This window comes from Daejeonella sp. (assembly GCF_044232565.1).
GTDB lineage: Bacteria > Bacteroidota > Bacteroidia > Sphingobacteriales > Sphingobacteriaceae > Daejeonella.
Genome location: NZ_JBIILQ010000057.1, coordinates 1 through 12,799, shown reverse-complemented (window position 1 = coordinate 12,799; position 12,799 = coordinate 1). Strand labels below are relative to the sequence as shown.

The 12,799-nt window shown below is 36.4% G+C and carries 11 protein-coding genes and 1 tRNA gene; 4 read left to right on the top strand and 8 right to left on the bottom strand.

Annotated elements, in window-relative coordinates:
• From tig to ACILQF_RS05045, 3 genes are all read right to left on the bottom strand, one after another.
• A partial coding sequence (gene tig / locus ACILQF_RS05055) for a trigger factor (RefSeq protein WP_395626326.1) occupies nucleotides 1-1,164 on the bottom strand: 1,164 nt, incomplete at its 3' end.
• Between the two features lie 67 nt (nucleotides 1,165-1,231).
• Nucleotides 1,232-1,313: transfer RNA gene (locus ACILQF_RS05050), tRNA-Leu, on the bottom strand.
• 118 nt (nucleotides 1,314-1,431) lie between these two features.
• Nucleotides 1,432-2,232, bottom strand: a complete 801-nt coding sequence (locus ACILQF_RS05045; RefSeq protein WP_395626325.1) for an ABC transporter substrate-binding protein — start codon at nucleotides 2,230-2,232, stop codon at nucleotides 1,432-1,434.
• A 28-nt stretch (nucleotides 2,233-2,260) separates the two neighbouring features.
• Between ACILQF_RS05045 and ACILQF_RS05040 the strand changes: the two genes are divergently transcribed.
• The gene (locus ACILQF_RS05040) at nucleotides 2,261-3,589 is read left to right on the top strand and encodes a hypothetical protein (protein WP_395626324.1); all 1,329 of its coding nucleotides are present in this window, start codon (nucleotides 2,261-2,263) and stop codon (nucleotides 3,587-3,589) included.
• Between the two features lie 10 nt (nucleotides 3,590-3,599).
• On the opposite strand, the gene ACILQF_RS05035 is transcribed toward ACILQF_RS05040, so the two are convergent.
• Nucleotides 3,600-3,980: an SRPBCC domain-containing protein gene (locus tag ACILQF_RS05035; RefSeq protein WP_395626323.1), complete on the bottom strand. Its 381-nt coding sequence runs from the start codon at nucleotides 3,978-3,980 to the stop codon at nucleotides 3,600-3,602.
• 198 nt (nucleotides 3,981-4,178) lie between these two features.
• Nucleotides 4,179-4,358, bottom strand: coding sequence for a histone H1 (locus ACILQF_RS05030; RefSeq protein ID WP_395626322.1), 180 nt, complete (start codon nucleotides 4,356-4,358; stop codon nucleotides 4,179-4,181).
• 411 nt (nucleotides 4,359-4,769) lie between these two features.
• Between ACILQF_RS05030 and ppsA the strand changes: the two genes are divergently transcribed.
• Both ppsA and ACILQF_RS05020 read left to right on the top strand, forming a co-directional pair.
• Nucleotides 4,770-7,205 carry a phosphoenolpyruvate synthase gene (gene ppsA / locus ACILQF_RS05025; RefSeq protein WP_395626321.1) on the top strand — a complete coding sequence of 812 codons (2,436 nt, stop codon included), beginning with the start codon at nucleotides 4,770-4,772 and terminating at the stop codon, nucleotides 7,203-7,205.
• A 38-nt stretch (nucleotides 7,206-7,243) separates the two neighbouring features.
• The gene (locus ACILQF_RS05020; protein WP_395626320.1) at nucleotides 7,244-9,832 is read left to right on the top strand and encodes a calcium-translocating P-type ATPase, PMCA-type; all 2,589 of its coding nucleotides are present in this window, start codon (nucleotides 7,244-7,246) and stop codon (nucleotides 9,830-9,832) included.
• A 35-nt stretch (nucleotides 9,833-9,867) separates the two neighbouring features.
• Here ACILQF_RS05020 and ACILQF_RS05015 read toward each other — a convergent pair whose 3' ends face one another.
• Both ACILQF_RS05015 and ACILQF_RS05010 read right to left on the bottom strand, forming a co-directional pair.
• Nucleotides 9,868-11,310, bottom strand: coding sequence for a gliding motility-associated C-terminal domain-containing protein (locus ACILQF_RS05015; RefSeq protein ID WP_395626319.1), 1,443 nt, complete (start codon nucleotides 11,308-11,310; stop codon nucleotides 9,868-9,870).
• A 91-nt stretch (nucleotides 11,311-11,401) separates the two neighbouring features.
• Nucleotides 11,402-11,782 carry a hypothetical protein gene (locus tag ACILQF_RS05010; RefSeq protein ID WP_395626318.1) on the bottom strand — a complete coding sequence of 127 codons (381 nt, stop codon included), beginning with the start codon at nucleotides 11,780-11,782 and terminating at the stop codon, nucleotides 11,402-11,404.
• Nucleotides 11,783-11,951: 169 nt separating this feature from the next.
• Here ACILQF_RS05010 and ACILQF_RS05005 point away from each other — a divergent pair, with 169 nt between their 5' ends.
• Nucleotides 11,952-12,620 (top strand): DUF6629 family protein, encoded by a 669-nt coding sequence (locus ACILQF_RS05005; RefSeq protein WP_395626317.1) that lies wholly within the window; start codon nucleotides 11,952-11,954, stop codon nucleotides 12,618-12,620.
• An 85-nt stretch (nucleotides 12,621-12,705) separates the two neighbouring features.
• Here the strand turns inward: ACILQF_RS05005 and ACILQF_RS05000 are convergent, their stop codons facing one another.
• On the bottom strand, nucleotides 12,706-12,795 hold the full coding sequence (locus ACILQF_RS05000) for a PLP-dependent transferase (protein ID WP_395626327.1): 90 nt from the start codon (nucleotides 12,793-12,795) through the stop codon (nucleotides 12,706-12,708).
• Nucleotides 12,796-12,799 lie beyond the last annotated feature (4 nt).

Genomic DNA, 12,799 nt, shown 5'->3' with positions numbered 1-12,799 from the left:
ATACATTCTAAACTGTGAATCTAAGCGGTTTTTAGCTGCTGCAAAAACCTCCTCATATTTGATCTCCAATTTATTATCCTTGATGATTTTATTTTCAATTAATGTCCAGCGTAAGTTACGTGCAAAATCATCATAACCTTTTTCCAATTCCTCATCACTTAGTTTCTCATTTGTTGCTTTTAACCAACGTTTTAAGAAATCATCTGGCAGACTTAATTTTGTTTTATCTAAACCAAATTGAAGCATATCTGCCTGAAGCTTTTGATCTGCATTTTGCACCATCATGCTTTCAAGCTCTTCTCTCACTTTCTCTGTAAATTCCGCTTCAGATTTAACAACATCCGCACCGAAAAGTTTATCGAAAAATTCTTGATTTAAATCCCCTTCTTCTAAACGGTTGATATTTTTTACCGTTAATTGAAATTTAGATTTCAAGTCTTGAGCATCTTCCTCCTCAATATTTAGCACTTTAGCAATGATTGTAGCATTGCCATCAAAGGCTTTTTGAATATCAATTTCTAAAACATCTTCCTTCTTTAAACCAATAAGCGATTTCTTGATTTTAGAATCAACAACCTGATCTAGGCGAATAGCAGATGTTGCCGTAATTCCACCTTCAAAAACAGAACCATCTGAAGCTAACTGCTTTAAATCAGAGTATAGAACATCATCATCTGCCGATACGTCAGGATTTGACATTTTGCCATAGCTTTTTCTCAGATTAGTGATACGAGAGGCTAGCGTTTCTGGATCTACTTTTACCTGATAATACGTTAATTTATCCTTTGAAGTCAGTTCAAGATTAAACTCAGGTGCAATACCTAATTCATAAACGAATTCAAAATTATCATTATCGTCCCAGTTATACTCTTTGGAGTTATCGATTTTTGGTAGCGGCTGACCAAGAACTTCTAGCTTGTTTTCGCTGATATAATTGCTTAAGGTATCGTTTAGGATATTATTTACCTCATCCACTAAAATACTTTTACCATACATCTTTTTGATGTGAGCCGAGGGCACCATTCCGGGACGGAATCCAGGAAGTTTTGCTTTTTTAGCTTGCGCTTTGATAGCTTTTTCTACACGCTCTTTGTAATCTTCAGGATTAATCTTTACAGTAAGTACAGAATTCAGATTGTCTATTTTGTCCTGTGTAATGTTCATTTTCTGAGTTTTATGTCGTTTTAGTTTATACAAAAATTCCCCGGTTTGTAGCCGGGGAATTAATATGTGCGGATGAAGGGACTCGAACCCCCACGCCGTGAAGCGCCAGATCCTAAGTCTGGTGCGGCTACCAATTACGCCACATCCGCATCATTAGGATTATTTACGAAATAAATTAAACTTTATTGCTAAAGGCTAACATTATGTATTTCGGTCTGCAAAAATAAGGAATTTCTACATAATTACAAAATCTAATCTTCTTATTATTTAGGGATGACAATTAATTTTTTCCAAAAGCCGCAACAGATAATCCGCAGTATACCGCAACCTACTCCCATACCATGAAAACAGCTCTCCATCCACAATGAACACATCTGCATCAGGGAAAATATTCTTCATTTCCGAAACATGCTCATCTTTAAATGGATAAGGCTCTGAGGAAAGGAAAATAAGGTCTGGCTTGAGTGCTTTTAAATCCAGTAATTCTACAATAGGATAACGATTCATTAAACTAACATTAGCAAAACCTGCCCTTGCTAAAATCTGATCGATAAACGTATTTTTAGCTGCCAACATATAAGGATCTTTCCAGATAAAATAGGCTACCTTTTTTTGCAATGAGTCTTTTAGCTTTAAACCCGAAAAGTTTTTTTCAATGCTTGATGCTATTTGGAGGGCTTTTTCAGAGGTGCCAGTAAGCGATCCAATCTGCTCAATCATCTCAAGCGCATCCTCAAGAAGGGTAATATCACTCATCCATACAGGAAATTCGAGCATAAGCTCCTCCATTTGCGCCTGCTCGTTTTCTTCTTTATTAGCTATGATTAAATCTGGCTTTAGGCTCCTAATCATCTCCATATTGAGCTTTTTAGTGCCGCCAACCTTAACCTTCGACTTATATTTATCTTTTGGGTGAATGCAAAATTTGGTGATCCCTACAATCTCCTCATCCAATCCTAAATCGAAAAGCAGCTCGGTTTGAGATGGAACCAAAGAAATTATCCTTTTAGGAGGAAAATCTAAGGAAATAGATCTTCCCATTTGGTCTGTAAATGTGCATTTTTGCATAGATTACAAAATAAGCTAAATTTTATTAATGGCTAAATTAACCTTTTATTTAATGCTCTTTGCCTCCCTTTTGGGATATATTTTAACTGGCTATTTCACTGAAAGATCAAACTTTAGCCTTCTTATTAGTCTGTACTCTACACTTTTTATTATCTATTTTCTGCTCCTTAACAATAAAAACCTCTTTAATTTCAAAGTTTTATTGGCCGCAGGAATACTTTTTCGATTTTGCTTAATCTTTTCTACCCCAGCACTTTCTGATGATTTTTATCGATTTGTTTGGGATGGACGCATACAAGAACTGGGCTTTAACCCCTTTGATTATAGTCCCCGAGAACTTTTAACCCACAGCAACGACCTCTTTTTAAATCAACTTTTCCCTTTACTCAACTCCCCCGATTATTTCAGTGTTTATCCTCAATTTTGTCAGATACTTTTTAGAATTGCAGCATTCATCGGACAAGATAATCTGTATTTAAACATCATTACGCTTAAAGCGATGATTTTCCTATCGGAATTAGGAACAATTTATCTTTTACATAGATTGCTCATTCTCCGAAAAAAAGACCCCTCACTCCTACTCATTTATGCACTTAACCCTTTAGTAATAATTGAGTTAACGGGAAATATTCACTTTGAGGCTTTCATGATTTCATTCACGCTGCTAAGTATTTTGCTTTTATTTAACCAAAAACTTAGTGCTTCAGCGGCTGCATTAGCACTCGCTATACAGGCAAAAATTTTACCCTTACTGGCCATTCCGCTTTTATTGAGGCAAATTGCTTTGAAAAAAACTGTTTTATGGGCAATAATAGTATTAATTGTCCTACTTCTAATGAGCATCGACTTATTAAGTGAGCCGCAACGCATGCAGCACATCGGCGAAAGCCTTAATCTTTATTATGGCAAATTTGAGTTCAATGGTGGATTATATTTAATTTTCAGAAGTATTGGATGGTGGATAATGGCCTATAATCCCATCGCAATTATCAGTAAACTACTGATTTTTTTAAGTCTTGCGGCAATGCTCTACGTTTATCTAACCGAAAAAGATCTAATTTCAGGCTTATTTTGGGTGCTTTGTATTTACCTGCTTTTTGGAGCAGTAGTGCATCCCTGGTATCTGGCTCCACTGTTAGCCCTTAGCATTTTCCTTAGGTATCGTTTTGTGCTATTGTGGTCGGCACTTATTCCTTTAAGCTATTTCACCTATAAAGTTATGCCCTACAGCGAAAACTACTGGCTTATTGGAATTGAATATGTACTAGTTCTAGCTTATTTATTGTGGGAAATAAAGGTTAAAAAAGCTGAAATCCAGAAGACAGAAGCAATAAATTATGAATTAATTGCGAAATAATCGAGGCAATTTACTCGTCATAAAAATCCTGAAGTGAACCAAAGTAGTTCAAATTCCAGCCATCAATCATATCTTGAAGATCAGAATCAGGAATATTAGTATGACGAAGCTCTAGTGAGGTACCACTTTTATCGGGATGCAAAACAAAAGTCACAATTGATTCTTCAGGCTGATCGCCAAAATACCATTGTTGAACGATCTTCTTATTTTCAATAAATTCGATGTTCTTTCCAACGATGCTATCATCCCACAGCGAAAATTCAGAGCCAGGCTCGGTACTCATAACTGCCTCAGCACCAGTCCAGAGTGATATAGTAAGTGGGTTAGTTAAAGCGAGGTAAACTTCCTCGGGACTAGCCTGTATGAGATAATAATTCTTGAAATCTTTCATAATATATATTGCAAATCTAAAATAATTGTACGAATTATTGATTTACAAGATTTTCCCAAAGGATGAAAAAAGGTAGAAGCCTATTTTAGAGTCAGAGAAACTGATTGCTGGAGTAGATTTTTGAGCTAAGAACAAAAAAATAATAATTAAAAAGGCCGGTTAAACCAGCCTTTTTAATTATTTGAAAAATGTACAAAATTACTTTGCACTGTTCTTCTTCTCAGTTACTTCATTTCTGATTTCCTGAGCCAAATTTTTCAAATCTTGCATGCCTTTACGAACTCTTGTTCCTGCTGCACTGTTACCTGAATTGTAAAATTTGCTAGCGTCTACTTCAACTGAAGCAAACAATTCTTTCATTTTTGAAAATTTATCCATTGTTGTTTTTTTTAAGGTTGAACAAATCTAATTTATTTAGGTGTATTGACAAATGCTTTTGAATTATTTTTTCAATTACAATTAAGTAATAGTTAAAAACGAATAATAACCAGTTAAAAAATGGGTTTTTATCCAAATAAAATAAAAAAAAACCTATTTGATCGATCAAAATTCTAAGTAAAGACCACGGATTTATTTCTGATTTTCACTCAAAACAGTTCTAATTTTCCCTAAAAAAAATAAAAGTAGGAGCGGAATATTGAAACAATACTATTAATTCCTTGTTTCAATATAAGAACCTGGAGGGTGTAAAAAGAGTTAAATTATAAAGTTTTAATCCAAATCCAAGAAAATCTCCATTCAATTAAACAAAAAGTTCCAAATTATAGATGTGAATTAAATATAAAATAAATGCAAACGCCTCAGTATACGATACCTTTCAGCAATATTCGAATCGATGATATTCCCCGTGTTGGGGGAAAGAATTCATCGATAGGAGAAATGTTCAACGAATTAAATCCTAAGGGCATAAATATCCCAGATGGCTTTGCACTAAGTGCCGATGCCTATCGCCTTTTCAGAAAGGAGAATGGAATAGAACAATCGATTAAAGACCTCTTACTAAGCCTCGACAGGCAAGATTTCGGCAATTTGACTAGCATAGGTGAGCAAGCAAGAAAACTAATATTAAATTCAGTAATTCCTGATGTAGTAGCACAACAAATAAAGCAAGCCTATAGTCAACTGTGCAGCAATTTGGGCGTTGAAGTACTAGATGTTGCTGTAAGAAGTAGTGCAACTGCCGAAGACCTTCCAACGGCAAGTTTTGCGGGACGAATGGAATCCTATCTAAATATAAATGGTGAAGAGCAATTACTTGAAGCTATAAAACTATGTTATGTATCCTTATTTACTGATAGGGCAATCAAATACCGCCATGACATGGGCTTTATGGAGAAGGATATCGCCATTTCGGTGGGGGTTCAGCAAATGGTTCGTAGTGATAAAGCCTCGTCTGGAGTAGTATTTACCATCGATCCCGACACAGGTTTTAAGAATACAATTATTATCAATGGAATTTGGGGCCTTGGTGAAAATATTGTGCAAGGGAGGGCAATTCCTGATGAGTGGGTTGTTTTTAAACCAACACTCAATCAGGATCAATACAAACCCATCTTAAAAAGCGTTTGTGGTAAAAAAGAGTTCACCATGGTTTATGCGGAGAAATCTGAACTTAAGACTACGGAGAATACGATATTAAATTTAGAAACCCCCGAAGCAAGGCAAAAAGAATTTTGTTTAAACAATTCGGAAGTTATTCAGCTTGCAAAATGGTGCCTCGCTATTGAAGATCATTATGGGAAAGCGATGGATATTGAGTGGGCTAAGGATGGGTTCAACAATAAGTTATACATTGTTCAAGCCAGGCCTGAAACAGTCCATGCAAAACCTAAAAAACAGGTTCATGAAATCTACTGGCTTGCCGAGAAATCGAAGTTATTAGCCACAGGAATCGCCTTAGGTGATAAAATAAGATCAGGAAGAGCTCGGATACTTAATAACCCAAATGAGGGTAAACAATTAAAAGATGGGGAGATTTTGGTCACGGATATTACCAATCCAGATTGGGATCCCATCTTAAAAAAGGCAGCGGCAATCATCACTAATAAGGGAGGAAGAACTAGTCACGCGGCCATTGTTGCCCGCGAGCTAGGTACACTTGCTATTGTAGGTTCTGGAAATGCCACCAAAGTAATTCAAACTGGCGATGAAATAACAGTTTCTTGTGCAGATGGGAAATCAGGCAGCATTTATGAGGGTTTATTAAAATGGACGGTGGAGGAGCAAGATTTCAGCAAAGTTAAACTTCCCAAAACCCCTGCCTTATTGATACTTTCTGATCCAGATCGAGCATTTGAACTCAGCTTATACCCAAATAATGGTGTTGGCCTAATGAGACTTGAATTCACCATTTCAAATAGCATAAAAATACACCCTTTAGCATTTTGCGAACCCGAAAAAGTGACTGATGAAGAACACAAAAGGGAAATAAAAAATGTCATAGGCATTTATGAAGACGGCAAAGACTATTTTGTAAACCAACTCGCTGAAGCGGTTTCAACGGTTGCGGCAGCCTTTTACCCCAAAGAGGTTATAGTAAGGTTTAGTGATTTTAAAAGCAATGAGTATGTCAATTTAATGGGGGGATCTTATTTTGAACCTCGAGAAGAAAACCCCATGATAGGCTTACGCGGAGCCTCAAGGTATTATAGCGACTTCTACAAAGAGGCTTTTGCACTAGAATGCCGAGCAATGAAGAAGGTTCGCGATGAAATGGGCTTAAAAAATATCAAGTTGATGATTCCTTTTTGTAGAACTATTGAAGAAGGCGAAAAAGTACTGGCTGAAATGGCAAAAAATGGGCTAAAAAAAGGAGAAAATGGGCTAAAAGTATATGTAATGATCGAAATACCAAGCAATGTGCTTATGGCCAATGAGTTTGCACAACTTTTCGATGGCTTCTCCATAGGATCCAATGATTTGACACAACTCACCTTGGGAATTGATCGCGACTCAAGTCTGGTGAGCCACCTTTTTAATGAAGAGAACGCTGCTGTAAAAGAACTGATAAGGCGAACAATCAAAGCTGCCAAGCAAAGTGGCATTAAAGTTGGCCTCTGCGGACAAGCGCCAAGTGACATTCCCGAATTTGCTAAATTTCTAATTGATGAGGGTATAGATAGTATCTCTTTTACTCCAGATGCACTACTTGAAGGCATAGAAAATATGAATCATGCCGAAAAAAAGCATCTTAGCCCTTCTAAAGAATATTCTATCAAAAATTGACAAAGATTTCAAATAGCTACAAATTGTAATTCCATTGCATGAATTGGCATACCTATTCTATTTCAGAGCTCGCTAAGCAATTGAATAGCGAAGAAGAAGAAGGATTAACAAGCTCAGAGGCTGATTTACGCCTTTCAAAATATGGAAAAAATGAATTAATAGACGATACCAACAAGTTCCGCATTTTCAAAATAATTTGGAATCAAATTAGTGATTTCATGATTATCATTTTAGTTATTGCTGCGATTATATCTGGATTTGCGTCAGACTTAACTGATACAATTATTATTTTGTCGATTATTTTCGTGAATGGCCTGGTAGGTTTTATTCAAGAATACCGGGCAGAAAAAGCCTTAGATGCCTTAAAAAGTATGGCAAAAAGCTATACGGAAGTTATAAGGAACAAACAAAACATAAAAATCAACTCCAGCCACTTAGTGGTAGGCGATGTAATAAATCTAAAATCAGGTGATATTATACCTGCTGATATTCGTTTTATCAGAACACATAGCCTTAAGGTTGATGAATCTGCATTAACTGGTGAATCTGAAAATATTGAAAAAGACAATCTAGTACTTCAAAACAGCAAGTTAGCCATCGCTGAACGACTAAATATGGGCTATAAAGGCACTTTTGTAACTAGCGGAAGAGGGATTGCCTATGTTGTAGCAACTGGCATGAATACTGAACTTGGGCGCATTGCAAAATTGATCCAAAGAGCTGAGAAAGATACCCCACTCCAAAAGAGACTCGCTAAGTTTGGCAAAAGTTTGTCGCTCATTATTCTTATTATTTGCACATTAATTTTCTTTTTAGGTTGGCTTAGAGGTGAGCCTATAATGGATATACTTCTCATTGCAATATCTTTAGCAGTGGCAGCCATACCGGAGGCTCTACCAGCACTTGTAACCATCTCTTTGGCTATGGGAGCTAAAAAACTGGTCAATCAGCATGTCCTCATTCGTAAGCTGCCCGCTGTTGAGACCTTGGGTTCGGTAGGGTTTATATGTACGGATAAAACTGGGACCCTGACGCTCAATAAAATGACTGTAGAAAAAATTTATGAGCTCAATAAATCAGTCGAATTACCTGGAATTTCTAGAAATGCACTGCTAAATGCTATGGCTTTAAATAGCGATGTTAGCCAAAATAAAAAAGGAGAATGGCAAGGTGAATCTACTGAACTAGCGCTCGTAAAATACGCCAAAATTCATGATTACAATAAAAAAGAAATAGAAATACCTTATCCAAGAGTTGCAGAATTACCATTCGATAACAAGAGAAAATGCATGAGCACTTTGCACAAAACCAGTGCAGGCATTCTAGTAATTACAAAGGGTGCAGTTGAGATGCTTATTCAAACACCTAACATCAAAAACGGTGAAAAAATAATTGAATTTGAGCGAGAGGTAAATCACATGTCGGAAACAGGATACAGAGTTTTGGGCTATGCGTACAAAGTATTAGATAAGCTGCCACAAGATATCACTGTTGAAGAGATTGAATCGTCACTCAGCCTAATTGGATTTGCTGCAATAATAGATCCGCCACGTGCAGATGTAAAAGAAGCGATAAGACAATGTAAAGAAGCAGGAATAGTTCCTGTTATGATTACAGGGGATCATAAGTTAACGGCTACTGCAATTGCAAGGAATATCGGCATTATCGATAAATCGGATGACTTGGTAATTAGTGGTAAAGAATTAGCAGATTTAAATGAGAATCAGTTTAATGAAGTAGTAGAAAAAATAAGGGTTTATGCCCGCGTTGATCCAGAACAGAAACTCAAAATAGTGAATGCCCTTCAAATCAAGGGGCATTTTGTAGCCATGACTGGCGATGGGGTAAATGATGCTCCAGCACTAAAAAATGCAGACATAGGGATTGCTATGGGCATAAATGGGACGGCAGTATCTAAAGAAGCAGCGCACATGATTCTGTTAGACGATAATTTTTCGAGCGTTGTAAAAGCAATTCGGCACGGACGAATGATTTTTGACAATATTTTAAAATTCATAAAATATATCTTAACAGGCAATTCGGGCGAAATTTGGGCCATCACATTAGCGCCGGTTTTAGGTCTGCCAATACCCCTATTAGCCATTCATATTCTATGGATAAATTTGGTAACCGACGGGCTCCCGGGTTTGGCACTAGCCAATGAACCGGCAGAAGCCAATATCATGAAGCGTTCACCGCGAAAACCAGATAAGAGTATTTTTGGAGATAAGTTAGGATGGCATATATTATGGGTGGGTCTCCTAATGGGGCTTGTTACACTCGCAATACAAGCCTGGGCCATAAATAAAGGCAGTCTCAATGCTCAAACAATGGCTTTTTCTGTTTTATGTTTTAGTCAGCTAGGGCATGTAATGGCCATCAGATCCAATAAATCTCTTTTCAATAATGGTATTTTCTTTTCAAACAAAGCGATGCTATTTGCGATATCATTAACAGTAATGCTCCAAATGATGATTATTTATACACCCTTTTTTAATGAGATTTTTAAAACAAAGCCTTTAAATTTAGTAGAACTTTTAATAAGCCTTGCCGCATCCAGTATAGTTTTTTTAGCGGTTGAAATGGAGAAATTAATTAAGGCAAGAAAAAAAATAGGCGTTTTATAGGAAGAAAAGAACAAATCGACGTAAAAGCGATTTTATCAATCAAGAATAAGAACAGAACCAGAATAAATACTTGTCCCGTTATTCAGATTGATTGAGTAATAATAAGACCCCTTAGGAAGCATCGAACCCGCATATTTCCCATCCCAAGGATCTTGGTAACCCTTACTTCGATAGATAATGGATCCATATCTATTAAAAATCAAAACATCAGCCTCAGGGTAGGACAACAAACCAGCAACATTCCAAAGATCGTTTACACCATCCCCATTGGGAGAAAAAGCATTAGGAATACTAATATTAATGAGCACTTTAATAGAAACTTGCTCAGAAACCACGTTATTACAAGCATCGGTAGCCTCCAAAGTATAGGTAATATCTTGATCAGGTGTAGCTATTGGATTTAATACAAAAGGGTTATCTAAATAAGTTGTGGGTGTCCATTTATAGCTGAGCATTCTGCCTGTTGCAGAAGCAGTTAATACTACTGGTTTATCTTGTACCGTTTCTTTATCCGGCCCTGCATCAACTATTGGTTTATCAAAATAGTTCAAGGTTATTACATCAGAAAGGATTCGACATCCAGGAGAACTAATATTAAAGGATTCGGCGCTTGCGAGGCGATATTGTTGAGAGATTGATACCGATGGATTAATAAGAATCGAGCTTGCTTTTGAATTGGCGCCAGGAATATCAACCCAACCTGAATTTTCAATATTTTTTTGCCAAATGAAAGCGGGATTAATATAGCCGGGGCCTAAATCGGCATCTAAAACAATCGTCTGACTAATACCATCACAAACAGAAAAGGAACTTAAGCTCCCATTTAATTTTGGCTTTATTGTTGGTCCGCAGGCCCTAAACGTAATATCGTCCAATGCAAGATCATTACCATTGCCCCCCGGAGCATTATTAATTATTTTGAGAACAACGGTAGAAATTCCGACTGGAGTAGTAAAAACCATAGCATGTTTTTTCCATTCAGGGCTTGTAGACTCTGCAATATTCCCCGTAGAATAATTTCCGAGAACGACACCACTAAGCGACTCAATAATAAAAGTTAGGTTGGGTTTTATTCCGGAAGAGGTAGCTTTTAAAACATTGACCACATAGGCTGAAAATTCATAGGTTGTTCCCGGGCACAAATCAGAAATAGTTTGCTTATAAAACTCGCCAGGAGCATTGGAGGCATTCACAAGCATCATGAAACCATCGGCATCATTTGGAGTATGATCTTCCAAAATAGTATGCCAATTACCACTAAAACAAGCATTCGTGCTCCTTGTTATGGTATAACTGCCATCTAAAGGACAGCTTGCTGTGGAGTAATTATAATTAGTAGATGATATTGGTCCGGGGAAAAAACCACTTCCAAACGTAATATTTACAACAGGATCTCCAAAATTACCTGCACATGATTGCGCCCTAGAAACAATAGGGAGTAGCAAAACAACAACAAGCAGATATTTTATAAATCTCAAGTTAAAAGCATTAAAATCATGCTAAACTATGGAATTTAAATCTATTGGTACCTATGCAAAAATAAAACTCATTGGCAGCTTAGCGATTAAGCTACATCCATTTAGAAGCAAAGCGATTAAATTCATGCCTGATATCATTAACTATCTTCTCTTCTGTTAAATACTGATCATAAAGATCGGCGTTAAGACTCATAGCATCTTGATCAACAAAGCCAGCAGAAGTCATTATTTGACTTTCAATAATCTTTAAATTTTGTTTGATCTTATGTTTGAGCTCATCAATATTATTATTTTGAATCAAAAACTGATTCTGAAAATGCTCAATATCTACCGATACCTCAGTCCCAGTATTATCTCCAGCAATTTCTTCAAGTCGCTTTTGCATAATCGCCAATTCTTGCTCATAAAATTCAAGGCCTCTGAGTGCATCACTGTGCAAATTGCTAATGTGTTTTATATTTATCTCTTTCATAATACAACGATATCACAAATTGAGGCTAATTAAAATGATCAAAAGCAAAGAAATCTATGATTTAGCTCATAAAAAAAAATCAGCTGTTTTCTTAATCTTAATAATTAAATAGTATACATAAAGAATGCCCCAATACAGTGATTATGGAGCTTTTACCTAGATTTTTATTATGTGCTTCTCTGCAACAGCAAGTTTTGGTGCCAGTGCTATATTATTAGGGATTGGTCTTATATCCTTTAAGAATTCCGAAAGCAAGGAGCAAAAATTTTTAGCTTCAATTCCTCTCCTGCTTTCAATTCAACAGATATTTGAAGGAGTTTTATGGCTTACCATTTCTAAGCCCAACTATCTTGAATGGGTAAAGCCTTCAACTTATGGATTTCTAATATTTGCCCAGGTAATATGGCCAATTTTGATTCCTATGGCCCTTTTGTTTCTCGAGAAAGAATCAATGCGTAAGAAGGCACTTTCGTATTTTTTGGCTTTGGGCCTTATACAAGCCCTGTTTATGGGATATGGCTTGTTAGTTTATCCGGCAGAATCATCTGTTTCTGGATCGCATATAAGGTATGAAATGGATTTCCCCGCGGCGAACAATTGGTATGGTGGAGTATTTTATATACTTGCAACCGGTTTTTCACCCTTTGTTTCAAGTATTAAAAGAATAAGCCTGATTGGTGTGATCATACTATTCACCTACCTGTTCACACGAATATTTTATGAATATTATGTAATATCTGTTTGGTGCTACTTTGCAGCAATGATAAGTTTTGTGATATTATCTGTGAGTATGAAATTCAGAAAGGAGGTATTAGCAAATGCCTCATTAACAGAATAACAATGAAGCATTTCAATTAAAAACCGGATAAGATGAATCGCGATAGTGATTGTCTTATCCAGCTTAAATTAAACTATTAATAGTTCTAAATTTTCTTTAATCCATCTTCAAGATCCTGAAGAAGGTCATCTACCGATTCAATTCCAACAGAATAACGTATTAAACTCTCAGGAATACCC